General features: G+C 72.9%; 25 protein-coding genes. 11 read left to right on the forward strand and 14 right to left on the reverse strand.

What is annotated here, in order from left to right; genetic code table 11:
* Nucleotides 1-44: 44 nt before the first annotated feature.
* From ACYVLT_RS22555 to ACYVLT_RS22575, 5 genes are all read left to right on the forward strand, one after another.
* On the forward strand, nucleotides 45-1064 hold the full coding sequence (locus ACYVLT_RS22555) for a TerC family protein (protein ID WP_461122145.1): 1020 nt from the start codon (nucleotides 45-47) through the stop codon (nucleotides 1062-1064).
* A gap of 53 nt (nucleotides 1065-1117) precedes the next feature.
* The gene (locus tag ACYVLT_RS22560) at nucleotides 1118-3028 is read left to right on the forward strand and encodes a S9 family peptidase (RefSeq protein ID WP_461122146.1); all 1911 of its coding nucleotides are present in this window, start codon (nucleotides 1118-1120) and stop codon (nucleotides 3026-3028) included.
* Between the two features lie 74 nt (nucleotides 3029-3102).
* Nucleotides 3103-3786, forward strand: a complete 684-nt coding sequence (locus ACYVLT_RS22565; RefSeq protein ID WP_461122147.1) for a Crp/Fnr family transcriptional regulator — start codon at nucleotides 3103-3105, stop codon at nucleotides 3784-3786.
* Between the two features lie 60 nt (nucleotides 3787-3846).
* Nucleotides 3847-4440, forward strand: coding sequence for a hypothetical protein (locus tag ACYVLT_RS22570; protein WP_461122148.1), 594 nt, complete (start codon nucleotides 3847-3849; stop codon nucleotides 4438-4440).
* A 57-nt stretch (nucleotides 4441-4497) separates the two neighbouring features.
* Nucleotides 4498-5061: a GNAT family N-acetyltransferase gene (locus ACYVLT_RS22575; protein WP_461122149.1), complete on the forward strand. Its 564-nt coding sequence runs from the start codon at nucleotides 4498-4500 to the stop codon at nucleotides 5059-5061.
* On the opposite strand, the gene ACYVLT_RS22580 is transcribed toward ACYVLT_RS22575, so the two are convergent.
* Together ACYVLT_RS22580 and ACYVLT_RS22585 are read right to left on the reverse strand one after the other, a co-directional pair.
* Nucleotides 5043-5699, reverse strand: coding sequence for an RES family NAD+ phosphorylase (locus ACYVLT_RS22580; protein WP_461122150.1), 657 nt, complete (start codon nucleotides 5697-5699; stop codon nucleotides 5043-5045). The genes ACYVLT_RS22575 and ACYVLT_RS22580 overlap by 19 nt on opposite strands.
* Nucleotides 5700-5739: 40 nt before the next feature.
* On the reverse strand, nucleotides 5740-6324 hold the full coding sequence (locus tag ACYVLT_RS22585; protein WP_461122151.1) for a DNA-binding protein: 585 nt from the start codon (nucleotides 6322-6324) through the stop codon (nucleotides 5740-5742).
* 157 nt (nucleotides 6325-6481) lie between these two features.
* On the opposite strand from ACYVLT_RS22585, the gene ACYVLT_RS22590 reads away from it, so the two are divergent.
* Nucleotides 6482-7687: a glycosyltransferase 87 family protein gene (locus ACYVLT_RS22590; protein ID WP_461122152.1), complete on the forward strand. Its 1206-nt coding sequence runs from the start codon at nucleotides 6482-6484 to the stop codon at nucleotides 7685-7687.
* On the opposite strand, the gene ACYVLT_RS22595 is transcribed toward ACYVLT_RS22590, so the two are convergent.
* From ACYVLT_RS22595 to ACYVLT_RS22620, 6 genes are all read right to left on the reverse strand, one after another.
* Entirely contained in the window at nucleotides 7688-8575 is an 888-nt protein-coding gene (locus tag ACYVLT_RS22595) for a hypothetical protein (protein ID WP_461122153.1), read from the reverse strand. It lies immediately after the preceding gene.
* Nucleotides 8576-8720: 145 nt separating this feature from the next.
* On the reverse strand, nucleotides 8721-9083 hold the full coding sequence (locus ACYVLT_RS22600; protein WP_461122154.1) for a toxin-antitoxin system YwqK family antitoxin: 363 nt from the start codon (nucleotides 9081-9083) through the stop codon (nucleotides 8721-8723).
* A 5-nt stretch (nucleotides 9084-9088) separates the two neighbouring features.
* Nucleotides 9089-13213, reverse strand: coding sequence for a hypothetical protein (locus tag ACYVLT_RS22605; RefSeq protein WP_461122155.1), 4125 nt, complete (start codon nucleotides 13211-13213; stop codon nucleotides 9089-9091).
* Entirely contained in the window at nucleotides 13213-13515 is a 303-nt protein-coding gene (locus tag ACYVLT_RS22610) for a type VII secretion target (protein ID WP_461122156.1), read from the reverse strand. The genes ACYVLT_RS22605 and ACYVLT_RS22610 overlap by 1 nt, the downstream gene beginning before the upstream one ends.
* Nucleotides 13516-13561: 46 nt before the next feature.
* Nucleotides 13562-14113, reverse strand: coding sequence for a YbaB/EbfC family nucleoid-associated protein (locus tag ACYVLT_RS22615; protein WP_461122157.1), 552 nt, complete (start codon nucleotides 14111-14113; stop codon nucleotides 13562-13564).
* A gap of 125 nt (nucleotides 14114-14238) precedes the next feature.
* The gene (locus ACYVLT_RS22620; protein WP_461122158.1) at nucleotides 14239-14613 is read right to left on the reverse strand and encodes an FKBP-type peptidyl-prolyl cis-trans isomerase; all 375 of its coding nucleotides are present in this window, start codon (nucleotides 14611-14613) and stop codon (nucleotides 14239-14241) included.
* Nucleotides 14614-14747: 134 nt separating this feature from the next.
* Between ACYVLT_RS22620 and ACYVLT_RS22625 the strand changes: the two genes are divergently transcribed.
* On the forward strand, nucleotides 14748-16691 hold the full coding sequence (locus ACYVLT_RS22625; protein WP_461122159.1) for a beta-propeller domain-containing protein: 1944 nt from the start codon (nucleotides 14748-14750) through the stop codon (nucleotides 16689-16691).
* Between the two features lie 9 nt (nucleotides 16692-16700).
* Here ACYVLT_RS22625 and ACYVLT_RS22630 read toward each other — a convergent pair whose 3' ends face one another.
* Nucleotides 16701-17453: an EI24 domain-containing protein gene (locus ACYVLT_RS22630; RefSeq protein WP_461122272.1), complete on the reverse strand. Its 753-nt coding sequence runs from the start codon at nucleotides 17451-17453 to the stop codon at nucleotides 16701-16703.
* Nucleotides 17454-17563: 110 nt separating this feature from the next.
* Here ACYVLT_RS22630 and ACYVLT_RS22635 point away from each other — a divergent pair, with 110 nt between their 5' ends.
* Together ACYVLT_RS22635 and ACYVLT_RS22640 are read left to right on the forward strand one after the other, a co-directional pair.
* The gene (locus tag ACYVLT_RS22635; protein WP_461122160.1) at nucleotides 17564-18910 is read left to right on the forward strand and encodes a helix-turn-helix domain-containing protein; all 1347 of its coding nucleotides are present in this window, start codon (nucleotides 17564-17566) and stop codon (nucleotides 18908-18910) included.
* A 116-nt stretch (nucleotides 18911-19026) separates the two neighbouring features.
* Nucleotides 19027-19263 (forward strand): hypothetical protein, encoded by a 237-nt coding sequence (locus ACYVLT_RS22640; protein ID WP_360457409.1) that lies wholly within the window; start codon nucleotides 19027-19029, stop codon nucleotides 19261-19263.
* Between the two features lie 28 nt (nucleotides 19264-19291).
* Here ACYVLT_RS22640 and ACYVLT_RS22645 read toward each other — a convergent pair whose 3' ends face one another.
* The 3 genes from ACYVLT_RS22645 to ACYVLT_RS22655 form a co-directional block, all read right to left on the reverse strand.
* Nucleotides 19292-19729: an SRPBCC family protein gene (locus tag ACYVLT_RS22645; protein ID WP_461122161.1), complete on the reverse strand. Its 438-nt coding sequence runs from the start codon at nucleotides 19727-19729 to the stop codon at nucleotides 19292-19294.
* 52 nt (nucleotides 19730-19781) lie between these two features.
* Nucleotides 19782-19964, reverse strand: a complete 183-nt coding sequence (locus tag ACYVLT_RS22650) for a hypothetical protein (RefSeq protein WP_461122162.1) — start codon at nucleotides 19962-19964, stop codon at nucleotides 19782-19784.
* A 217-nt stretch (nucleotides 19965-20181) separates the two neighbouring features.
* A complete protein-coding gene (locus ACYVLT_RS22655) occupies nucleotides 20182-20667 on the reverse strand; it encodes a DUF309 domain-containing protein (RefSeq protein WP_461122163.1) in 486 nt (161 codons plus the stop codon).
* A 26-nt stretch (nucleotides 20668-20693) separates the two neighbouring features.
* On the opposite strand from ACYVLT_RS22655, the gene ACYVLT_RS22660 reads away from it, so the two are divergent.
* Complete coding sequence (locus ACYVLT_RS22660) at nucleotides 20694-21725, forward strand: DNA polymerase IV (RefSeq protein ID WP_461122164.1); 1032 nt, start codon at nucleotides 20694-20696, stop codon at nucleotides 21723-21725.
* Nucleotides 21726-21795: 70 nt separating this feature from the next.
* Here the strand turns inward: ACYVLT_RS22660 and ACYVLT_RS22665 are convergent, their stop codons facing one another.
* Nucleotides 21796-22494, reverse strand: coding sequence for a TetR/AcrR family transcriptional regulator (locus ACYVLT_RS22665; protein WP_461122165.1), 699 nt, complete (start codon nucleotides 22492-22494; stop codon nucleotides 21796-21798).
* 82 nt (nucleotides 22495-22576) lie between these two features.
* Between ACYVLT_RS22665 and ACYVLT_RS22670 the strand changes: the two genes are divergently transcribed.
* Nucleotides 22577-23968 (forward strand): MFS transporter, encoded by a 1392-nt coding sequence (locus ACYVLT_RS22670; RefSeq protein WP_461122166.1) that lies wholly within the window; start codon nucleotides 22577-22579, stop codon nucleotides 23966-23968.
* On the opposite strand, the gene ACYVLT_RS22675 is transcribed toward ACYVLT_RS22670, so the two are convergent.
* Nucleotides 23929-24726, reverse strand: a complete 798-nt coding sequence (locus tag ACYVLT_RS22675; RefSeq protein ID WP_461122167.1) for an SDR family NAD(P)-dependent oxidoreductase — start codon at nucleotides 24724-24726, stop codon at nucleotides 23929-23931. The genes ACYVLT_RS22670 and ACYVLT_RS22675 overlap by 40 nt on opposite strands.
* Nucleotides 24727-24745 lie beyond the last annotated feature (19 nt).

Here is a 24745-nt window from a genome sequence, read left to right on the forward strand (position 1 = left end):
CCTCCGGTCATTGGCGTGCGCGCGATGCACCGGAGGTTTACTAGATGTCTGTCCCTGTGTGGCTGTGGTTCGCCACGATCGCCGGCCTGCTGGTCTTGCTGGCCATCGACCTCTTCATCGTCGACCGCAAACCGCACGAGGTCACCATCGGTGAAGCGGCCCGGTGGGTGACCTTCTACGTGGGTGTGGCGATCCTGTTCGGGCTCGGCATCTGGTTGTGGTCGGGCGGGGTCTACGCGGGTGAGTTCTTCGCGGGGTACATCACCGAGTACTCGCTGAGCGTCGACAACCTGTTCATCTTCTTGATCATCATGACCACCTTCAAGGTGCCCGCGATCCACCAGCACAAGGTGCTGCTGATCGGCATCCTGATGGCGCTGGTCATGCGCGGCATCTTCATCGCCGTGGGCGCGGCGGTCATCGCGCAGTTCAGCTGGGTCTTCTACCTCTTCGGCGCGTTCCTCATCTACACCGGCTACAAGCTGGCGAGGACCGACCACAACGAGGAGGAAGAGGAGTACAAGGAGAACATCGCGCTGCGGGCGGTCCGCAAGGTCTACCCGGTGACCGACAGCTACCAGGGCTCGAAGTCGTTCGTGAAGATCGCCGGCAGGCGGTTCGTCACGCCGATGTTCATCGTCATCGTCGCCATCGGCACCACGGACCTGCTGTTCGCGCTCGACTCCATCCCGGCGATCTTCGGCCTGACCAAGGAGCCGTTCCTGGTCTTCACCGCCAACGCGTTCGCCCTGATGGGTCTGCGGCAGCTGTACTTCCTGCTCGGCGGCCTGCTGAACAAGCTGGTGTACCTGTCGATCGGCCTGTCGGTGATCCTGGGCTTCATCGGCGTGAAGCTGATCCTGGAGGCCCTGCACACCAACTCGCTGCCGTTCCTCAACGGCGGTGAGCCGCTGCACGTGCCGACCATCGGCATCGAGGTGTCGCTGTCGGTGATCATCGGCGTGCTGGCCATCACCACGATCGCCAGCCTGATCAAGGTGCGGCGCCACCCCGAGTCGGTCAAGCCGGTGCCCTCTCCGCCCGCTCCCAGTGACCATCTGTGAGCGTCAAAATCTCGTAAGCCTTGCTAATAATCGTTGGGGTAACGTGCTGAAGCGTGCGCCCCGATGACTTGCAGTCGTTGACCCAGCCCGGCTCCGTGACGGTGCGTGGGGACCTCGTCCTGGTGAACGTCGCCACCCCGGACGTCGCCGCGAACGCCTACCGGGGCGGGCTGCACCGCGTCGCCCTGGACGGCGGCGGGACGACGCGTTGGACGTGGGCGGAACGCGACCTGGCACCCCGGATCTCCCCGGACGGCCGCTGGGTCGCGTTCCTGCGCGTCACCGAGCGCGGCAAGCCGCCGCAGCTGCACGTGATGCCCGCCGACGGCGGCGAGGCGCGGGCGCTCACCGACCTCGCGCTCGGCGCGGGCGTGCCGGTGTGGGCGCCGGACTCGCGGCGGATCGCGTTCACCTCGCGGGTTCCCGAACCCGGTCGCTACGGCACGCCGCTCGTCGAGGGCGGGGAAGCCCCGACGCCGGACGCCGAGGCGCCGCGGCACATCACCCGGCTGGACTACCGGCTGGACGACGTCGGCTTCACCGCCGACCGGCACGCGCGGTTGTTCACCGCGGACGTGCAGGACCCCGAAGCCGAACCGGTGGAGCTGACCGACGGCACGTTCTCCGCCGCGGAGCCCGCCTGGACCGCCGACGGCGAGTCGGTGCTGTTCGTGGCCGAACGGGACCTCGGCGCGGTCGAGGTGTTCACCAACGACGTGTACTCCGTGCCCGCGTCCGGCGGCGCGCCCGAGCTGGTCGTGCAGACCCCCGGCTGGGCCTCGAACCCGGTCGCGCTGGCCGACGGCGGCGTGCTGTTCTACTCGCCCGAGCAGGCGCCGCACACGGCCGCCATCGCGCGGAACACGAGCCTGTGGCGGTTCGACGGCGAGCGGCTGACCCGGCTCACCGACATGGAGACGGTGGACTGCGAGAAGGCCGCGGGCACGCCGGTGGTGACCGACGCGGGCGTGCTCGTGGCGGTCCGGAACCGGGGCGCGGTCGAGCTGCGCCGGGTGCCGCTGGACGCCGACCAGGCCGTGCTGGCGGACCTGGAGCTGCTCGCGGGCGACCGGGCCGAGGTGAAGTCGTTCGCCGCCGACGGCGACCGGGTCGTGGCCGTGGTGTCGACGGCGGACAACACCGGCGAGGTCGAGCTGGTCGGCGGCGGCACGCTGACCGACTTCGGCTCGACCGTGCCGCTGCGTCCGTCGGTGGAGCTGACCGGCACGGCGCCGGACGGCTACCCGGTGCACGGCTGGGTGGTGCTGCCGGAGGGCGAGGGGCCGCACCCCGTGCTGCTGGCCGTGCACGGCGGCCCGTTCATGTACCACACGTGGGGCTTCTTCGACGAGGCGCAGGTGTACGCCGCCGCCGGTTACGCGGTCGTGCTGCCCAACCCCCGCGGGTCCGCGGGCTACGGCCAGGCGCACGGCCAGGCCGTGATCGGCGGCTTCGGCACGGTCGACGTGGACGACATCCTGGCCGTGCTCGACGTCGCGCTGGAGCGCCCGGACCTCGACGCCGACCGCGTCGGCGTGATGGGCGGCTCCTACGGCGGCTTCATGACCTCGTGGCTGGCCGCGCACCACGGCGAGCGGTTCCGCGCCGGGTGGAGCGAGCGCGCGGTCAACGCCTGGGACTCGTTCGCCGGGTCGTCGGACATCGGCTGGTTCTTCACCGACGCCTACTGCGGTCCCGGCCTGGAGACGCAGCGCGCGATGAGCCCGCTGACCTACGCCGAGAAGATCACCATGCCGTTCATGGTCGTGCACTCCGAGCACGACTGGCGCTGCCCCCTCGAACAGGCGCAGCGGATGTTCGTCGCCCTGCGCCGCAACGGCGTCGAGGCCGAGATGCTGGTGTTCCCCGGCGAGGGCCACGAGCTGACCCGCTCCGGCAAGCCGCGCCACCGCGCGCAGCGGTTCACCGCCGTCCTCGACTGGTGGGCCCGCCACTTGGGCTGAACCGGTCGCGATCGGCAGACCGCACCCCTGCGCGAGCGGCACACTGGTCCCTCGCGCGCAGGAGGTGTCACGAGATGGCGATCCCCTCGGGTTGGCCCACCGGCACGTACCTGGAGACGGTGTCCGCCGCCGGTCGTGAGGCCTTGTTGCGGCTCGGCGCGCCGAAGCTGTTCCGGCGCGGCGAGCCGCTGGTGCGCGAGTCCGAGCGGTCCGACCACGTGGTCGTGCTCCTGCAAGGGCTGGTCAAGGCGACCGTGACGCTGGAGAACGGTCGGGTCGCGCTGCTCAACGTCAAGGTCGGCGGTGACCTGGTCGGCGAGATGGCGTTCCTGACCGGCAAACCGCGCTCGGCGACCGTGACCGCGTGCGTCGACACCCGCACGAGGGTGGTCACCGCGGCGGAGTTCACCGACTTCCTCACCCGGTTCCCGGCCGCCCACTTCGACCTGGACCGGATGATCCTGCGCACGCTGGAGTGGGGCGAGCAGCGGCGCACGGACTTCACCGGCTACCCGGCGACCGTGCGGCTGGCCCGCGTCCTGGCCTACCTCACCGACGCCTACGGCAACCAGGGCGACGACGGGATCACGCTGAAGCTCAACCTCACCCAGGCGGAGATCGGGTCGCTCGTCGGCGTGGAGGAGGACACCGCGCGCCGGGAGTTCCGCGCGTTGCGCGACCGCGGGGTCATCACCATGGGGTACCGGGCCACCACGATCGTCGACCGCGACGTGCTGCGGGCGATCGCCGAACTCTGACACCCGGGAAACCCGGTGATCGCCCTACTTCCGCGCGCGGACCGGCGGGATGCTCCTGGTGTGACGCTGGAAATGGTGACGCCCCTCCGCGGCCTGGTCTACCGACTCGTGGTGGCCGTGGACGTCGAGGGCTACAGCAAGCTCGACGCGCTGGACCAGTCCCTGGTCCAGTCGCGGTTGAGCGACGTGCTGGACGCGGCCGCCCGCAACGCCGGGCTGGACCGCGGCCTGTGGTACCGGCAGGTGCGCGGTGACGGCGAGCTCGCCGTGCTGCCCACCGACGCCGACGCCGCGTGGGTGGTCGCCCACTTCACCGAGCAGCTCGCCGAGGCGTTGGCCCTCCTGCGCGCCGCGGGCACACCGCTGCGGATGCGCGTGGCCATGCACTGCGGTCCGCTCACCGCGGGCGCGTTCGGCCTGGTCGGCGACGCCCCGATCGTGACGTGCCGGCTGCTCGACGCCAAGGTGGTCCGCGACGCGCTGGCCGCCGCCGAGGACGACCTGGTGCTGGTGATCTCGCAACGGCTGCACGACGACGTCGTGCGCACCCGGTTCCACGACCTCGACCCGTCGCGCTTCAGGCCGACCCGCTTCCGGGTGAAGAGCCAGGTGTACTCGGGCTACCTGTGCCCCGGGCCGCCGCGGCGGGGCTGATGACGGGTTGACCCAATGGCTAGCGGACGGCGCGGTGCTTGCGGCACGCTCTCAAGGATGCAGTGGACCGTGCGGGCCGGACGGCCCGACGACGCGCCCGAGATCGCCAGGATCAACGTGGACGCCTGGCAGCACTCGTACCGCGGGATAGTGGACGACCCGGTGCTGGACCGGATGCTGCCCGAGAGCAGGCTCCCGGCGTGGGCCCGCGTGCTGCGGCTGCCCGAACCCAGTCGGGTGTTCGTCGCGGTCGACGAGGGCACCGGCCGGATCGGCGCCTACTGCGCGGTCGACGCGGTCCGCGAGTCCAAGGACGCGCACCCGGACCTGCACACCGGCGAGCTGGTGGCGATCTACGCCGACCCCCGCTACCACGGTCAGGGCGCGGGGCACGAGGTGCACGAGGCCGGGCTGCGCCACCTCATGGACCAGGGGTTCCGGTACGCGGTCCTGTGGGTGTTCCAGGACAACGCCCGCAGCCGGGGGTTCTACGAGTCGCACGGCTGGCGCCACGACGGGCTGGTGCACTGCTACGAGCTGGGCGACCAGGAGCTGCCCGAGGTGCGCTACGGCCGGTTCCTGCCCGCGCCGCGCCGGCGGGGTCAGCCGAGCAGGGTGTAGTTCAGCTCCTCGCACACCCGCGCCAGCGGCAGGTCCAGGCCGGGGTGCTCCAACGGCAGCAGCACGTCCGGCGAGGCGGGCAGGCCCGTGCCGCCCGGCGGGTCCCACAGGCACACCGCCGGGTCACCGGAGTCCATCGACGAGCGGTACCACAGCCCGTCCAGCTCCGGGTAGGCCGCGCGGATCGCCCGCGCCCACTGCTGCGTGAGCGCCTTGGGGCCGGAGCTGATCTCCTGCGACGCGCCCGCCCTGGTGGGCCACAGCCCGGTCAGGTCGAGCAGCCGCAGGGTCCGCCGCGGCCGCAGCACGACGAGGAACGGGCTGCGGGTCCGCCGGTCCACCACCGACGTCGCCTGGAAGACCTCGGCCACCGACGTCCGCACGGTCAGCCCGAAGTACAGCACCCCCTGGCCGTGGGCGTGCGTGGGCGAGCCGTCCGGGCCGGGCGGCTGGGTGTCGAAGCGCGCGTGCGCCAGCGGGCCGGTGTAGCGGAAGCTGTTCCACCGCTGCGGGTGCAGCCCTTTCGCGGCGAAGACGCGCACCAACCGGGTGGCCCGGTGCACCGCCACGACGTCCTCGGTGCGGCGCAGCGTCGCCTGGAGCACAGCGGGAGAGGGCGGCTGGGGGAGCCGTGACATTCGCGTCCAAGGTTCTCGACGAGGAGGGGCGGCGACCGGGTCAGACGGGCGTGCCCAGCTGCGCGGCCAGTGCCGCCACCCGGCGGGGTTCGCCACCGGCCAGCAACCACTCCCGCGGCGTCGTGGGCGCGCCGTCCACCACCAGGTCCTCCTGCGCGGTCGTCATGAACCCGGCCACCACGAGCGCGGGCTGGTCCGGTGGCACGGCGGCCAGCACGGCCTCCAGCCCCGGCAGCACGCCGGCGCCCGCGAACTGCCAGGCGGGCAGCCGCCAGCTGCCCCGGTCCTTCCAGCCGACCAGGCGGCCGACGCCGAGCCGGTGCCTGATGCGGCTGGTGTCCACGCCCAGCTGTTGCGCGGCCTCGGCGACGGTCAGCGCCGAGTCGCGCAGCACGGCGTGCGCCACCACGGACCGCGCACGGCCCTGGTCGTCGACCACGCGGTGCGGGCTCAGGTCGAGGCCCACGTCGAGCAGCGCGTCGCGCTGGTCGGGTGGGAAGTAGCTCGCCGGATCCGGGTGTGGTGGAGCGAGCTTCTTCGCGGCGTCGGCCACGAGCGACAGGAACTCGTCGGGGGTGACCTGCAACCCAGCCTTGGCCAACACCGCCTCCAGCGCGGGACTCATGCGCACAGGGTATCCCGCGCGTGCGCTTCTGTGCGCATACGTAACCCGATTGTCGGAACCTGTCGACAGAGTGCGCACACCTAGCGACTCTACGTAAACATTCGAGGTGGGGCACGGTGACCTGGGACTCACCTGGTGGCCGGCTACGATGCGCCGGATGGAAGGCGGGGGTGGTCCGGTGGCGGTACCGGTGCGGTTGGACAAGCGGGTGGCGGCCGTCGCGGGCCTGTGGGCCGGCGCCGCGGTGACCGCGCTGGTCGTGGTGCTGAGCCGGTCCGGGGGTGACATCGGCCTGCTCGACCTGCGCGTGTACCGCACGGGTGGGCAGGCGTGGCTGGAAGGCGTCCGGCTGTACTCCGACGGGTTCCCGAAGCCGCTGGCCGGCCCGCCGTTCCCGTTCACCTACCCGCCGCTGGCCGCGGTGCTGTTCAGCCCGCTCGCGGTCGTGCCGTGGTCGGCGGCCGTGCTGATCTGGACGGGCGTCGGCCTCGCGCTGCTCACGGGCGTCTGCCTGGTCACCGCCGAGCACGCCTACGGCCGCACCCGGCGCGCGCTGTTCCTGGGTCTGGGCGTCGCCCTCGGGTCGCTGCTGCTCGAACCCGTCACCGCGACGCTCGACTTCGGCCAGATCAACCTGGTGCTGCTCGGCCTGGCCGCGCTGGACTGCCTGCTGCCGAAGACGCCCTGGCCCCGCGGCCTGCTGATCGGCCTCGCCGCCGCCATCAAGCTCACGCCGATGGTGTTCGTGCTGTTCTTCCTGCCACGCAAGCGGATCAAGCCGGTCGTCACGGCGGTCGCGTCGTTCGTCGGGTTCAGCCTCGTCGGCTTCGCCGCCGCGCCGACCGACAGCAAGCAGTACTGGTTCGACGCCCTGCTCGACCCGGGCCGCGTCGGCGGCCTCGACTACGTGGCCAACCAGTCGCTGCGCGGCCTGGTCAACCGCTGGGGGCTCACCGGCACCGGCGAGTCCGCCCTGTGGGCGCTGCTGTGCCTGGCCACCGTCGCCCTGGTCTGGGTGGCCGTCGCCCGCGCGGGTGACGACGAGGTGGCCGCGCTGATGGCGGTCGCCGTCGGCGGCCTGCTCGTGTCGCCGGTGTCGTGGACGCACCACTGGGTATGGGTGGTGCCCGGCATCGTCTACCTGCTGCACCGGTGCTGGCCGTGGGGTGCGGCGCTGGCATTGCTCTTCTGGCTCGCACCCATGTGGTACATGCCGTACGAGAACAAGCTGGAGCAGACCTGGACGTGGTGGCAGCAGGTCATCGGCAACGCCTACGTCTGGGCGGGCCTGGCCGCCCTGGTCGTGCTCGCGCTGCGGTCCCGGGCAGCCGGTGACCAGCAGGCCGCGACCAGACTTCCGTGATCAGCCGCCCGTGATCAGCGCGACCGCGCGTTCGCGGGTCGGCTCGTCCACCTCGGTCAGCCGGAAACCGCGGGCCACGATGTGCTCGACCAGGTCCGGCTCCGGCGGGAGGCCGTGCTTGCGCAGGTAGTGCGGCACGGCGCCGGCCCAGATCCAGGCGCCGTCGGTGCGGAAGTTCAGCGGCACGTCCTGGTCGGTCGGCACGAACTCGTCCACGTCCAGGTTGCGCGCGGCCAGCACGACCGGCGCGCCCTCCAGGTAGGTCAGCAGCGCGTCGGCCAGCTGGGGGTCGATCACCTGCCGGTTCACCACCGGGTGACCCGCCTCGTCGCGGCCGTCGTAGACGAGCGCCGTGCGCAGGCCGCCGTCCGGTCGCGCGGTCTCGGGCTGTGCGGGCGGCTGCGGGGCCTCGGGCTGCGAGGTCTCGGGCTCGGCGGGCGGTGGCAGGGGCGGCAGGCCCACGCGCTGCCGCAGCCACGGCGGGATCCGCTCGTCCTGGCGGGGGAACGTGCGCAGCTCGTCCTGGAAGCCGATCACCGGCGGCGCGTTGCGCCAGCGCGGCTCGTCCTCGGCGTTGAAGTCGACGGAGAACGCGGCCGGCGCCTCGATCTCGTACACCGCGCTCAGCCACGTGCCGCGCACCGGCTCGTACATCCCGGTCCGCAGCTGCCCGAACAGCTGCACGACGTCCATCGGCGGGCGCACCGGCCGCCACTGCCCGTCGGGGCCCGCGAACGCCAGGTCCACCTCGATGTGCCGACCCGCCGCCCGGTACTCGGCCCGGATCCGCTGCCACCCCGGTGGCAGGGCGGGGAGCATGGCGCGGCCGATCTGCTTGACGAGCTGGTTCTGCTCCTGCTCGGTCAGCGGTGTGGCTGGCTGGCTCATGCGTCGAACACCCCTTTTGGCTCCCCCCGAACACGGTGGGCTGATCTTAACGGCCACGCCACGAGCGCGTGGTCCGGTTGGGGGAGACCACGGGCCGGCCCCTGCCGCCCGGACCCGGGCGGGCCGACCTCCGCACCGGTGCCGCTCAGAGGCCGCGGGTGATGGCGGACTTCTTGTCCTCCAGCAGCGTGCCGCCCTCGTCCCAGCGTTGCAGGTGGATCAGCTCGCCGTACTTGTTGAACAGGGTGTACTCGGCGAGCCGGCCGTTGGCGTGCCACTGCCGCCACTCGCCGACCGCCGAACCGCGGTCGGACTGGCCCTCCATCCGCTTCGCGCCGTCCGCGTACCACTCGAACTGGGGACCGTGCTCCAGGCCGTCCTGGTAACCGGTGATGCCCAGCGTGCGGCCCTCGCCGTCGGTGTCGACCACTTCCCCGGTGAACGGCAGGCCTTGGTGCAGGACGCGTGAGGCCGAATCCATCGTGGTTTCTTCGCTGTTGACCCGCATCGTCCTCACCGTGGTGTTACGGAGTGCTTCTCGTACCGGTAGTCGTCCGGGTGGAAGGAGTACCGGCCAGTGTAACTGGGCACGCCGCGCAGGACGTTGTCGCAGTTCGCGCAGCAACCCGCCGGTTCGCCCTTGCGCATGTCGCCACCGTTGTCGCCGTGGCCGTCCTTCAACCAGCGCGGGTCGACCCGCATCTCGTCGAGCACCTCGGGGCTCAACGGCACGTCCGGGTTCTCCCGCTGGCGGGCCCAGAGCAGCTCGTTGGCCGCCTTGATCTCGGCGTGCCGGAGCGGGATGTCGGTGTGCGCCTTGCCGTCGAAGATGGCGGGATTGCCGTTGTCGTACGGGTTCGGCACGAACACGCCGTCGCTCTCCTGCACGCCGTGCCGCCAGTCCGCCAGGTTCTTGTAGTTGTCCAGCAGCAGCGGGTGCAGGTCCTCGACCTGGAGCGGTTGGTTCGAGCGACCGTTGATGCCCTCGGTGACCATGCCGGTCCTGAGGTCGATCGCCACGGCCGAGCAGGGACCGTCCTTGCGGGGGTGCATGTGCGGCGCGATCTGGTCCACGCGCTCCCTCGCCAGGTTGTCGATGTACTGGCCGACCGGGACGCCGTCGATCTCCTCGATGAGGCCGTTGGTGCGCTTCGTGACGCGCGGATCGCCTTCGGGGAACACGTCGAGCACGGCGCCGCGGCGCGGGTTGGGCGGCGGACCCTCGGGGTTGGCCCGGGGCGTGACGCCCGGGTCCGCCGTGTTCACCTGCGACAGGTCCAGCGGCTCGGCGACCGGCTCCACCGCGGTCGGTGGCACGTACCGCTCGTCGGTGCCGTCCGTGCCCGTGGTGCCGTCCGGATCGCCCTCGTGGTGCGGCTCCGGGTCGTCGGGGTCGTCCTGGCCGCGGTCCCTGGCGTCGGTGGGGTCGAGGTCGTGCTTGTCGGAGTCGTCGGTGCCGGGGACGAAGCCGTCCTCGCTCGCCTTGGTGGTGGTGCCGTCGGGGCGGTGGGTCTCCCACTCGCCGTTGGGCGGGATCCTGGGTTGGCGGTTGCCGTTGGCGTCGATGTCGGCGTCGCTGGTGTAGACGCGGCCCGATGCGTCGGTCCAGGCGGGTTTGGTGGGTGCCAGGACGTCGGCGCCGGTGTGGCGGGAGAGGCGGTTGGCGAAGTCGTTGCTGCCGGCGTCGCAGCCGATGAGTCGGATGGGGGTCTTGCCGTCCCAGCCGTTGCGCCGCAGGAGGTCGCCGTACTGCTCGGGGGTGTAGGTGTGGTTGCCGATGCGGGCCCGGCCGTCGGGGGTGACGTGGACGTCGGCGGTGAAGTAGCGGGGGTCGGCGGGGACGCGGTGGGGCAGGTCGCCCATGTCGGGGTCGCCGCGGTGGTGCGAGATGCCGGCCGGGGTGGTCTCGCCGTGACGGGCGTGCGCCTCGTCGATGTCCGGCCGGTCGGTGTTCGTGGTGTCGCTGTCGGGCCGGTCGCCGTCGGACTGGTTGCCGTCGGGCCGGTCGCCGTGCGGGTCGTGGTCGCGGTGGGGCTGCGTCCACGGGTCGGTGTCGCGGCGTTGGTCGGGGATGCCGTCCGGGTCGCGGCGCGGTGGGACGTGGGTGTCCGGGTCGCGTCGGGGGGACGGAGTCTGCGCGTCGGGGTGCCGCTGGGGTGGTGGGCCACCGTCGAACGGCCGGTTCGGGGTGTGCGGCACCGGCCCGTCGCCGCCGCGGGGGCGGGCGAAGTCCGGGCTGCCGTCGCGCTGGTGCGGCGGGCCTGCCGGGCTGTTCGGCGAGTGCGGCGCGTACGGGTTCGCCGGCCCGTTGCGAGGTGCGTTGGGGTGCGGTGGACCGGCCTGCGACGGGTTGGTGTGGGACGGCCCGTGGTGGGGCGGGTTCGCGTGTGGGGGGTTCGCGTGCGGCGGCCCGGAATGCGGTGGGCCGGCGTGGGGTGGACCGGCGTGCGGTGGCGTCGGACCGCCCTGAGGACGGGTGTTGCCGGGGCCGGTGTGCGCCGGTCCGGATCCGCCGGGGCCGGAGTGGGACGGGTTCGGGCCGCCGTGGGGCGTGCCGGGTCCCGCGTGCGACGGCCCGGAGTGCGGTGGGCCCGCGTGTGACGGCCCGGCATGGGGCGGGCCTGCGTGTGATGGCCCTGCGTGTGATGGCCCGGCGTGCGGGGGTCCCGCGTGCGATGGGCTGGTGCCGGAAGGCCGGTGCGAGGAGGGGGTGACGTTCTCGGGGCCGCGTGCGGATGGGACGCCGGAGCCGAGGTCGCCACGGCCGCCCGGTGTTCCGGTCCACCCTCCGCCGCCGCCCGGACGCGGGCCACCGCCGCCGGGTGCGCCGCCGCCGCCGGGTGCGCCGCCACCGCCGGGCGTGCCGCCGCCGGCCGGTGCGCCACCTGCGGGGCTGCTGGTCGGTGGCGGGGTGCCGGGGTTGGGTTGGTTGGACTGCGGCCCGGTGTTGGGACTGGCGGTCTGCGGTTGGTCGGGGCGTGCCGGTGCCTCGGGGGCGGCGGCGTTGGCCGTGGAGGTGTGGTCGAAGCGCGGTTGCCCGGCCGGGTTCGACGCGCCACCGCTGGATGAACCGCCACCACCGGCGGAACCGCCACCACCCGATGTACCGCCACCCGATGTACCGCCACCCGATGTACCGCCACCCGATGTACCGCCACCCGGTGAACCTCCGCCGGGCGAGCCGCCGCCACCGCTGTAGGAACCGCCGTTGCCGGGTGAACCGCCGCCGGGGGAGCTGCTGCCGCCGGATGAGCTGCTGCCACCAGGTGAACTGCCGGGCGTCCCGCCGCCGGGTGAGCCGCCGCTGGAGGGCGGGTTGCCGCCGGTGCCCGGACTGCCGTTGCCGCCGGTGCCGTTGCCGCCGGTGCCGTTGCCGCCGGTGCCGCTGCCGTAGTTGCCGGGGCTGGAGCTGGTGGGGGTGTTGCCGCCCGGTCCGCCCCGGTGTTCGCCCACCGGGATCGGCCGGCCCGCGGGGTTGCCTGGCGTGGGGGTGTTGCCGCGGGGCGGATCGTTGTCCGGGGTGTTGGGGTCGCGTCCCGGGCGTGAGGTGGGGCTGGGCGCGTCGGTGGGGTCGCCGCGACCGGGCCTGGCGGTGGTCGGGTCGGCCGTGGTGGTGCTGGAGGTGGTGGTGGTGTCGGTGGGGCGGGAGGTCGGTGTGGCGGGGTCGCCGGTGCCGGTGCCGCGGCCGGTGCCCGAGGGCGTGCCGCCGGTGCCGTCGGAGGTGTTGCCGCTGCCGCCGGGAGTGCTGGAGGTGCCGGTGGGGGCGTCGATGTCGGTGTTGCCGGTCTGGAGGAAGCCGCCCTTCTTGATGTTCTTCGGGTCGAGCACGTCCAGGCCGGTGACCTTGCCGGCCAACTTGCCGACGACCTTCATGATCTTCTCGAAGACCTCGACCAGACGCTTGAGCATCGGCGAGACCTTCTTGATGGTGTCCAGCAGGTCCTGGATGATCTTGGCGATCTTGGTGGCCCACTTCGAGATCGCGGTCACCGCCTGGGCCACGATCACCGGCGTGCCGAACCCGAGCGTGAACACCGCCTCCAGCACCCAGGCGATCAACTTGCCGACCAGGTCGGCGATCAGGTCGCGCACCATCTCGCGCACGAACCCGACCACCATCCCCATCAGACCCACGACCGTGCCCACCGAACCCGCCGCGGACGCCGCACCGCTCAACGCGTCGCCGTGCACCGCCGAGTTGGTCTGGTAGGTCTGCGCGGCCGCCCCGGTCCACCCCTCGGTGCCCCGTGCCACCGCCGCCGCGTACTCCTCGGCGATCTTCCCCAGCTCGGCCGCCACGTTGTTCCACGTCGTGGAGTAGGACTCGATCACCGGCGGGTTCCCGGCCAGCCAGTCCAGCATGTCCTTGAGCGGCTGCACGTGTTCCATCAGGAACGACGCCGCCGAGGACATCAACGTCCCGAACGGGTCGATGGCCATCGCCGCGGCGTCCGCGGCCAAGCCCACCATGCCCAACCCGCCCGCGACCCAGTTGCCCTCCGCGAACCCGTTGAACGTGTCCATCGCGGACTCCGCGATGGAAATGCCCGTGGCCCAACCGTTGTCGCCCGTGCCGGCGTTGAAGAACGCGCCCGACTCAGCCGGTGGCGCCGCCACCAAGGGGTTCTCGCCCGCCATCACTCACCGACCTTGAAGCTGTCCCTGATCGCGTCTTCCATCTCGCGGTACTGGTCGACGGTGTCCTTGACCGCCTTGCCGGCGGCGTCCATCGCCTCCACCGCGCCCTGCAACGCGTCCAGCCCCCACTGCTCGACCGGGTCGAGCATCATCCGGAACGGCTGGCAGATGATGCCGTACGCGTCGGTGGGCATGCTCACCGTCTTGGCCGCGTCCACCGCGCCCTGCAACCGCGCGCCGAGGTCGGTCAACTGCTTGCCGTGCGCTTCGAGGCTGTCCGCGACGATCTCGAAACCGGCCATGCGATCCCCCTGGAAGGCTGGTCAGGAAAGTTGAGGGAGGTCCGACCTACGAGAGGAAGGACTGTCCGCCGAAGTCGTCGTCCTCGTCCTGCCGGCGCGCGGGCCTGCGCGACGGCGGCGGGGTGGACGGCGGGGTGGTGGGCGGAGCGGGGCGCGAGGTGGGCGCGTCGTCGTCCTCGATGCCGAACCGGATCTCACGGCCGACCGGCGGCGGCGCGGGCTCTTCGTGCGGCGGGGTGGGGAAGTTGCGCTTCGCCTCGTCGAACAGCACGTTGGCCGTCTCGTCCTGCGTGCCGATGGTCTCGGCCATGGCCTGCTGGAGCAGCTCCGGGATCCGGGACTGCGCGCGCTGCAACGTCCTCATCACCTCGGCCGACACCTCGGCCATCCGCTTGTCCCGCGCGGACTCGGCGATCTCCAGGTTGGTCAGGATGCCGTTCGAGCCGATGGTGAGCCGCACCGAGCCGTCGCGCGAGGCCTCGGAGATGGACAGGCCCTGCACGCGGGCGGCCATCTCCTGGTAGCGCTCGGCCTTCTGCTGGATGCTCTGCTGCCACTGGCCGAGCATCCGCTCGGACGCGCCGATGTCCTCGGGCACGGTGGCTCCCCCTTGCGATGACGTTGGTCCATTGAGGATGACGCAATGGTGAACGGCCCGGTTCCGACCCGCGGCCAAATGCTCCGAACGGAGCACCGGGCGGAACCGGACCGCGGTCGGGGCGCTCAGCCCAGGCCGAGCAGGTCCACCACGAAGATCAGCGTCTCGCCGGGCTTGATCACGCCACCCGCGCCGCGGTCGCCGTAACCCAGGTGCGCCGGGATGACGAGCTTGCGCCGGCCGCCGACCTTCATGCCCGCGACGCCGCGGTCCCAGCCGGCGATGACGCGACCCGCGCCCAGCGGGAAGCTGAACGCCTCGCCGCGGTCCCAGGAGGCGTCGAACTGCTCGCCGGTCGAGTGCGACACACCGACGTAGTGCACGTGCACGAGCTGACCGGGCGTCGCCTCGGGCCCGTCGCCGACCGTGATGTCCTCGATCACCAGGTCGGCGGGCGTGGCGCCCTCGTACTTCTCGACCACGGGCTTGGTCGGGGCCATGTGACTCTCCTGTGTGTTGGCTGATCGGTCGCGGCTACTCAATCACGTCGCCGCCGGTGCGACCGAACGGCCTACGCCGGGCACCGGAACCCGGCCCGCGCAACCGTTTGGCAGGTTCGTCCCGTCCTGGGGACATGAGGCGATGGTCCTGGGGAACGCGGGCGGCGCTGTTCGGCGGCGCGGCGCTGGTAGTGGGGGTGAGCGCGGCCTCCGCCGTGCCCACGCGGGTGGACGACTGGCGGGTCGTGCCGCCGGTCGAGGCGGTGCCGGTGGAGCTGGTGGCGTTCGACACGTGCGACACGGCGCTGGCCGAGCTGCGGGAGGCGATCTCGCCGCACGTCGGCGTGTACGGGCTGGGTGGCCACGACTTCCTGGCCAAGGCCGACGGCGACGTGGCGATGAGCAGCCCGGCCGACGCGCGGGCGGGCAGCTCGGCGCGGGAGTCGGCCGCCGTGCCCGAGCACTCGAAGACCAACGCCCACGAGGCGGGCGTGGACGAGCCGGACCTGGCCAAGACCGACGGCAAGCGGGTCGTGACGGTCGCGGACGGCAGGCTCCGCGTGCTGGACGTGGCCACCCAACGGCTCACCGGCACGCTCGACGTCCCCGCCGGCCACGCCTCCCAGTTGCTGCTGCACGAGGACCGCGCGCTCGTCGTCGGCAGCGGGCAGGGCATGGCCGGGCAGCGCATCGCGGTCGACGGCCCGCACGAGGTGTACTCCGACGACTCGTCGGTGACGCTGGTCGACCTGTCCGGCGAGCCGCGCGTCCTGGGCACGCTCACCGTGCACGGCCGGTACGTCGACGCCCGGCAGGTCGGCGGTGTGGTGCGGGTGGTCGTGCACTCCGGTCCGCGGCTGCCGTGGGTGTACCCGACGGACGGTCGCAGCGAGGCGGAGTCGCTGATCGCGAACCGCGAGCTCGTGGCCACCGCGCCGATCGAGTCGTGGCTGCCGCGCTACCGGCTCACCGACGCCGACGGCTCCCACTCGGAGGGCACGCTGGTGGCGTGCGACCGGGTCAGCCACCCGGTGGACCACTCGGCCACGTCGATGCTGTCCGTGCTGACGTTCGACTTCCCCGGCGAGCTCGGCAACGGCGACGCGGTGACGATCATGGCCGACGGCGACACCGTCTACGGCGCCGGCACCTCGCTGTACGTGGCCGACGACCACCACCTGCGGCCGATGACGCGGTTCGCGCCGACCGCACCGGCGACCACTGCGATCCACCAGTTCGACGTCTCCCAGCCGGGTCCGCCCAAGCACGTGGCGTCCGGCCAGGTCCCGGGCATGCTGCTCAACCAGTACTCGCTGTCCGAGCACCAGGGGCACCTGAGGGTGGCCACGACGACCGCGGACGCGCCGGGCATCCCCGAGCAGGCGCCCGCCACGCAGAGCGCGGTGACCGTGCTCAAGCGGGACGGCGCGACGCTCGCCCAGGTCGGCAAGGTCGACGGCCTGGGTCTGGGCGAGCGGATCTACAGCGTCCGGTTCGCGGGCCCGGTCGGGTACGTGGTGACGTTCCGGCAGGTCGACCCGCTCTACACGCTGGACCTGTCCGACCCGGCCAAGCCGCGCAAGGTGGGCGAGCTGAAGATCACCGGCTACTCGGCCTACCTGCACCCCGCCGGTGACGGCAAGCTGATCGGCGTCGGCCAGGAGGCCACCGAGCAGGGCCGCACCACCGGCACGCAGGTGTCGCTGTTCGACGTGTCGAACCCGGCCGCGCCGACCAAGGTCGCGGGCCACCACCTGCCCGGCGGGCACTCCGAGGTCGAGTTCGACCCGCACGCGTTCCTGTACTGGCCCGCGCGCGACCTCGTGGTGCTGCCGGTGCTGACCATGCCCACGGACCGCAAGCCGGAGACGTCGACGTCGAGCGGTCTGCTGGTGCTGCGGCTCGGTGACGGCGCGTTCTCCGCGCTGGGCACGGTCCGGCACGACGAGTCGAACTACGACACGGGCATCCGCCGGGCCATGGTGATCGGCGACGACCTGTGGACGGTGTCCGCCACCGGCGTGCGGGTCAGCCGGATCGACGGGCTCCAGACGCGGGCGTGGGTGCCGTTCGCCTGACCCGCAGGCTCACTTGATCTGGTCGTGGAGCAGGCGGTGCGCGAGGACCGTGCCGCCTGCCATCGCCGCCGGCAGCACCACCAGCGCCGCCAACGGGATCAGGCACAGCAGGTAGGTCGGCACGGCGAAGCCGAGCGTGACGGCGCGTCGCTTGCGCAGCGTCCGCCTGCGCACGTCGAGCTTGAGGCCGCGGCGGGTGAACGGGATGGCGGTCAGCTCGATCGACAGCAGCGTCGCGTTGACGAGCACGGCGACCACCGGCACCACCGTCTGCCCGACGACGGGGATGAACCCGGCGGCGAACAGCGGGATGGCGCACAGGATCGCGATGCCGACCAGCAGCACGGCGTCGCGCACGCCCACCGCCGCCGACCGCAGCCAGGCTACCTGCTCGGCCTCGGGCACACCGCCGAGGTGCGTGTCCTCGACGGTTTCCGCGATGTGCTCGTAGAACGGGCCGCCGATGATCAACGTGATCGCGGTGAACAGCAGCAGCCCGATCGCGACGAACGCGCCGATGACGGAGAACCCGGCGGCGAACCGCGTGGCCGTGCGCAGACCTTCGCTCCAGTCGTCGGCGAACGGCGTGACCCAGGCCGCGATGTCGTCGATCCACACCGCGAGCCCCACCACGCCGCCGATCAGCAGCACGGTCGTGAGCAACGCCGGGATCGCGCCGATGAGCAGCAGTTTGGGCGACCGGAACACCAGTCCGAAACCCTGGCCGAGCAGTCCGACACCGGTCGAGAAGTCCCGCAGCACCCTGATCACGGCCGGAGCATAGCCGCGGTCGCGGGCGAAGCCCCGATCCGGCGGTCGCGCGGCTCTGGGAGCGGTGCCAGGATGCTTGATCTCCGGGGAAGGAACAGGCCATGCCACTGGATCGCACCAACCTGAACGCGGGACGGCCCGAGGCGGTGGTGTCGCGCTCGCCGCTACCACCGCTGCCCCGGTCGTTGTGGGCCAGCCCCGAGGTGCGGCAAGCGGTCCGCGAGCGGTCGCCGGGCGCGGTAGTGGCGATCGCACGGCGGGCGCACGGCCTGCGCCAGGACGAACTCGGGTCGCTCGCCGGGTTCTCCCAGTCGGCCGTCTCACGGCTGGAGTCCGGCAGCAACATCGCCTACGACCTGCGCGTGCTGCGGCCGTTGCAACGCCTGCTCGGCGTCCCGGCGCACCTGCTCGGCCTGGCCGACGACTCGCTGCCGGTGCTGGGGCGCGACCTCGACCGCCTCGCGCCCGGTTTCGCGGGTGGGCTGGCCGGCGCGGACGGGCTGGACGGCGTGGTCGGCCTCGACCCGGACTCGATTACCGCGCTCGCCGACGCGGCGGTGCTCGACGGCGACCGGCCGGCCCCCGAAGCGCTGAGCCGGCTGCTGGTGCTGCGGCGCATCGTCAACGACGCGCACAACTGGCGCAGTTCCAGCGCGCTGATGTCCACCACGCGCACGATGTACGACTACGTCGACGTGTTGCGCCGCTCGGCGCGCGGGGAGCAGCGCCGCGGCCTGGTCGGCGTCGCCGCCCTGTACGCCGAGTTCCTCGGCTGGATGCACGAGGAGTCCGACAACCCGCACGGCGCGCTCCGGTGGACCACCCGCGCGCTGGAGCTGGGCCAGGCCGCGGCGGACCGGGACGTGGTCGCCTACTCCTACGTCCGGCTGTCGCAGCTCGCCGAGGCCGACGGCGACGTGGACCGCGTGATCGGCCTGGCCCGTGCCGGCGTCCGCGAGCACGGCGCGAGCCCGATGGTGCGGGCGCTGGCGTTGCGCCAGGAGGCCCGCGGCCTGGCCGTCGCGGGCGACGAGGCGTCCTGCATGGACCGCCTGGACCGGGCGGACGAGCAGTACCGGCGCGTCGAATCGCCGCCCGGCGACGAGGAGTACTGGATCGGGTACTGCCTCGGCGCCGACCACTTCGAGGCCGAACGCGCCGCGAGCTGGTTGGCGCTGGGCGAGCCGCGCCGGGCGATCGAGGTCTACGAGGACGTGCGGCGACGCCGGTGGCGGCGGATGTGCGTGTGGGAGCGAGGGGTGCACGTGGCCAAGCTCGCGTACGCGCACACCATGGCGGGCGAGGTCGACCACGCCGCGGCGTTGGCCTACGAGGCGCTCGACACCGCCCGGGCCACGGGGTCGGCCAACGTGCTGCGGGAGTTGGGCCGGCTCGGGGCCTGGGAGGGCGCGCGCGACGTGGCGGAGCTGGCTCGGGCGTTGCGCTGAACCGATCCCTATGCGACTTGCGGGTACCACGGCGGCGATTCGGCGTCGACCCGGCGCAACCGGTCGGTCACCGCGCACGATGGGCGGATGACCGGACCGGACGAGCTGGTGACGTCGTGAACGCCTCGCAGCGCTCCGAGGAGCCCGTCCTGCTCGTGCGCAGGCGTGGCGACCTCGTGGGGGAGTGGGAACGCAGCTGCCACCTGGCGCCGTTGCCCGACGGGACGCGGTCGACCCTGGTGACGCTGTGCGGTGAGCGGATCGACGTCGGCACGGCGGAGTTGCTGCCCGAACCCGAGGGCATGCCGTGCGTGGCGTGCCTGCTGGCGTCGCCCGCGCGGCAGGTCGGCTGACCGCCGCGCGATCGGCGGGCGTGCGCGCTCATCCGACGTGGTGGGCCAGGTCGCGCAGGTCCTTGCGGACGTTGTGCCGGACGAACCGCGCCATGAGCGGGCCGACCAGCCGGTAGTGCCTGCTCGCGTCGCCGCGGACGCGGATGGAGGCCATCGTGCCGCCGGTCGGCGCGACGTCGAACCGGTAGGTCACGTGCATCGGGAACGGTCCCGCGACCGACCTCATCTCCAGCAGCCGCGGCGGCTCGTGCGCCACGACCCGCAGCACGTAGTCGATCCGCTTGCCCAGGAAGTGCGCGGTGCGCGTGACCTCCGCGCCGACGCCGAACCCGCCGCCGGGCGCGGGAGAGCTCAACTCGGCCCGCTCGATGCCCTGCGTCCACTCGTGGTCGTGCCGCCAGTCCATCGCGTAACGCGCCACCACCTCGGGCGGCTGGGGGATCAATCGGCGCGCGGACACGTCCACGCGCCGATTGTCCACCCGGGACCGTGCCCGCACCCGGCGGGCACGGCTGCGGTCAGCGGCGACGGCGGAAGCTGAACGTCCGCGCGCCGGCACCGACGCCGGCCAGGTGCAACGCCACGCACAACAGGCCGGCCATGAGCAGCGTCCCGCCGTCCAGCACGGAGCCCAGCGAGGCGTTCGCCAGGTCGAGCAGGAGGGCGAGACCGAAGATGACCGCGGCGATGATCGCGAACACGGGGGACCTCCAGGGTGTGGTGATGACCACGAGTTACCCCGCCGCGGGAGCACCCAAGCAGGCGTTCGGCCCAACTTCGAGCGCCAAGCAGGTCAACGGCTCCACGTTCGCCACGTCGGTCCCGTGCAAGCCCGGCGCGCAGGACAACGCCGTCGTCAACACCCGCTCGTGCCCGGCGCGCGCTGGTGCTCCGGCAGCGTCATGGCCTGGCCGCAGGTTACGAACCCTTGGTCAGCCGCGGCACGCCGGTGCCGGTCGCGGCCCAGGCCACCAGGCCTGCCACGTCCACCCCGTGCGGCGGGTCGTCGAGGTAGGCGGAGATGTTGCGCGCGCCCCGGCCCAGCAGCGCCGACGCGCCGGTCGCGTTGCCGCGCGCGCCGTGGGTCAGTCCCACGGCCAGTTGCGCCAACCCGCGCCACAGCTCCCGTTCGGGCTCCGGCGCCGCCTTCCACGCGTCCTCCAGCACCTCGTGCGCGTGGAACGGCCGGCCGAGGTCCAGCAGGCGTTGCGCCTCGATCAGCGCCTCCTCGGGCGTGCGGGGCACGCCCTCCGGTTGGCGCTCGACGCCCGCGAGCCCGTAGGGCAGCGGGCGGCCGAGCCCGTCACGGGGTCGCGCGTTGCGGGCCCGGCCCTGCTCGTCGCGGTCACGTGGGCTGGTCGGCACGTCGTCGATCGTGTCACGAAGTCCGCGCGGGCGGAACATCGCACTCCTGCCCGATACTGGCTGACGTGTCCGAACAGGACTGGGTGCTGCACGTCGACCTCGACCAGTTCATCGCGGCGGTCGAGATCGCGCGCCGGCCCGAGCTGCGCGGCAGGCCCGTGGTCGTCGGAGGAGCAGGCGACCCGACGCGACGCGCCGTGGTGGCCACCGCGTCCTACGAGGCCAGGGAGTTCGGCATCCACTCGGGGATGCCGTTGCGGCTGGCGCAGAAGCGCTGCCCCGACGCGGTGTTCCTGCCGTCCGACCCGCCCGCCTACGAAGAGGTGTCCGCGCACGTGATGGACGTGCTGCGCGAACTGCCCGCGGTGGTCGAGGTGATCGGCTGGGACGAGGCGTTCCTGGGTGCGCGCACCGACGACCCGGAGGCGTTGGCGGACGCCGCGCGGCGTGCGGTCGAGGCGAGGACCGGGTTGGCGAGCTCGGTCGGGATCGGCGACAACAAGCTGCGCGCCAAGCTCGCCACCGGGTTCGCCAAACCCGCCGGGGTGTACCGGCTGACCAGGGACAACTGGGTGGAGGTGATGGCCGGGCGGCCGGTGACCGCGCTGTGGGGCATCGGGTCGCGGACCGCGGCCAAGCTCGCGGAGTCGGACCTGCGCACGGTCGCGGACCTGGCGCGGGCCGACCCGGAGGCGCTGGCCGCGCGGTTCGGACCGGCGATGGGGCCGCACCTGCGGCGGCTCGCGCTGGGCGCGGGCGACACCGCCGTCACCGCGACGCCGTGGGTGGCGAAGTCGCGCAGCCGGGAAACGACGTTCCAGCAGGACCTCACGGACCCGGACGAGATCGCGGAGCAGGTCCAGCTGCTCGCGCGACGGGTGGTCGACGACGTGTGGGCGGAAGGTCGGCCCGCGGTGCGGGTGGTGGTGAAGGTGCGGTTCGCGCCGTTCTTCACCTCCACGCGAGGCGTGGCGTTGGCCGAGCCGACGATGGACGCCGCGCCGATCGAGGCGGCGGCCTTGGCGGCGTTGGCCAGGTTCGAGGACACCCGCGCCGTGCGCCTGCTGGGGGTGCGCGCCGAGTTCGGCGGAGGATGACCGTGGCGGCAGCGGTGTCGAACGGCCCGGTGTCGAACGGCCCGGTGTAGTTCGGGCCGGTGTCCGGGGTTCAGGCGAGGCCGAGCGATGAGACGAGGTCGGCCAACTCGGCCCGGTAGACCTTGCCCGGCTCACGGGTCTGCGCGCGCAGGTGGCCGTAGACCTCCAGCGCCACCAGGCCGTGCATCCGGCCCCACACCCGCAGGGACAGCGCGACGGCCGCCGGCGGCAGGTCCGGGTGCTCGTCCCGGACGGTCTCCACGACGTGCGGGTCGAAGTCCGACCACTCGTGGCCGCCGTGCGACTGGTGCCGGGCGGCGTCCGGCCAGGCGTCGGCGATCAGGCCGACCAGGGCCGCGCACGCCCGCCGCTCGGCCTCCACGCCCTCCGCCGGCGGCTGGTAGCCGGGCACCGGGTCGCCGTAGATGAGCCGGAAGCCCTCGGGGTTGGCCAGCGACCAGGTGCGGAAGGTCTCCGCCCACGCCAGGATCCGGCCCGCCGCGTCCCCGGCCGGCCGGGCGTCGCGCGCCGCCTCCAGGCGCCGCACCAGGTCGGTGTAGACGTCGCTGATCAGCGTGGTGACCAGGTCGTCGCGGGTGGCGTAGTAGCCGTAGATGGCGTTGGCCGTCATGCCCATCTCGCGGGCGATGGCGCGCAGCGAGATCGCGTCCGGGCCGCCGGTGGCCATGAGCTTGAGCGCGATCGCCTTGATCTCGGCCGACGTCTCCGCCCGCAGCCGCGCCCGCCGGTTGGGCACTTGATCTCCCACGGTTGACACTCTACAGCGTTGCGGTACTGTCCGCCGTGTCGAAACTATACGCCGTGCAGTAAAAATACGGGGTGAATCACGCGTGGACACCACGGTGGCCCCGGCACGCACCCGTGCCGGGCTCGCGATCGCGTTGCTGGCGTTTGCCCAGTTCATCGTGGCCGTGGACTACAACATCGTGTACGTGGCGCTGCCCGACATCGGGCGTGCGCTCGGCTTCTCCAGCCAGTCCCTCCAGTGGGTGGTCAGTGCCTACGCCGTCGCGTTCGGCGGTTTCCTGCTCTGCGCGGGTCGGGTGGTGGACCGGCTCGGCGCGCGCCGGGCGTTCGTCGCCGGTCTGGTGGTGTTCGGGCTGGCGTGCCTGGTCGGCGGGCTCGCGACGACGTCCGGCGTGCTGGTCGCGGCGCGCGTGGTGCAGGGCGTCGGCGGCGCGTTGCTGACGCCCGCGACGCTGGCGTTGATCAGCACGACGTTCGCCGAGGGGCCGCCCAGGACCAGGGCGCTGTCGGTGTGGGGCGCGGCGGGCAGCGGGGGGTTGGCCGCGGGTGCGCTGCTCGGCGGCGTCCTGACCGACGCGTTCGGCTGGGAGTGGACGTTGTTGCTGTTGGTGCCGTTGTCGTTGGGTGCGGCCGCGCTGACCGTGCCGGTGCTCCCGGCGCCGACCGAGCCTGTCGGTGGCGCGCGGCGGCGGTTCGACGTGCCGGGCGCGGTGCTCGCCACCGCCGGTTCGGTGCTGGTGGTGTTCGGGCTGGTCACCGGCCCCGAGTCGGGCTGGGTGCGCGGCGGGCTCGTGGCGGCGGGCGGGGTGGTGGTGCTCGGCGTGTTCCTGGCCGTGCAGCGGCGGACCCGCGATCCGCTGGTGCCGTTGCGGCTGTTCGGCAACCGGGCGCTGGTCCGCGCGATCGGCGTGGTGCTGGTGTTCCAGAGCTCGCTGGGCGGCGCGTATTACCTGTTCACCACCTACGTGCAGGACGAGCTGGGCTACCGGCCGCTGGCCGCCGGGTTGGCGTTCGTGCCGCTGACCCTGGTGTCGATGACCGCGTCGCTCAAGGGCACCGGCGCGGCGATCGCCCGGTGGGGCCTGCGTGCCACGCTGGTGGTCGGCATGGTCGTCAACGGCGTCGGCCTCGCGCTCCTGGCCGGCGCGATGGCGTGGGGCGGCGGGTTCTGGCTCCTGCTGCCGGGGCTGGTGGTGTGGGGCGTCGGCGGCGGCCTCACGTTCCCGGCGATGTTCGTGGCCGCCTCGACCGGGGTGGCCGACGCCGAGCAGGGCGTGGCCTCCGCGCTGACCACGACGTCACAGCAGGTCGGTGGCGCGATCGGGCTCGCGGCGCTGATCGCGTTGGCGGGCACGGGGTTCGGGGCGGCGGGCGCGTTGGCCGTCGGCGGGCTCGCGACCGCGGTCGCCGGGGTGGTGCTCGCGGTCGTGCCGCGTCACCGTGCCGAGGCGGTGAGGCCCTCCAGCACGGTGTAGAGGCGGGCGGCGGCGGTCCGGTCGAACTCGGGCCTGGACAGGTCGACCGGCGTGCCCGCGCGGGACGCGGTGAGGGGCGCGGCGGGCGGGTCCGCCAGGAACCGGTGCACCTGGCCCGCCGCGTCGGCGGTCGACCTGGCGAACAGCCCGGCCGCGAGGTCCAGCGCCCGGCCGCGCAGCCCGCCGACCTGCGCGCCGAGCCCGCTGTCCACGAACATCGGGTTGTGCAGCACGTACCGCACGGCACTGCCCGGGTGCCGGTCGGCGAAACCGGCGCCGAGCAGGTCGGCCGCCCGTGCGCCCTGGCTGACCGCCCGCATCGCCCGGTAGCCGCGGCTCAGCGCCAGGTCGTCCCACCGGATCCCCGGCCCCCGCAACCCGGCCACGCCGCACAGGCTCACCACGACCGGCGCGGCGGACCGCTCCAAGACCGGCAGCAGCCGTTCCACCAGCGCGAACCGGCTCACCGCGTAGAGCGCGAACGAGTGCTCCAGGCCGTCGGCGGTGATTACGCGGCGGGGGTTGAACCGGCCCGCGCCGAGCACGAGGTGGTCGACCACGTCGAACCGCGACGCCACCTCGTCGGCGACCGCGGCGGTGCCGGCGATGGTGGCGAGGTCGCCCCGGACCAGTTCGACCCCGTCCGGCGCGGCGGCCGAGCGGCCCACCACCGCGACGCGGTGCCCCTCGCGCGCCAACCGCGCCGCCAGCGCCTTCCCGATGCCGTTCGTGCCGCCCGTGATCACCGTGTTCGCCATAGCCTGGAGCTTGGAGCCC

The organism is Saccharothrix stipae (assembly GCF_054781895.1).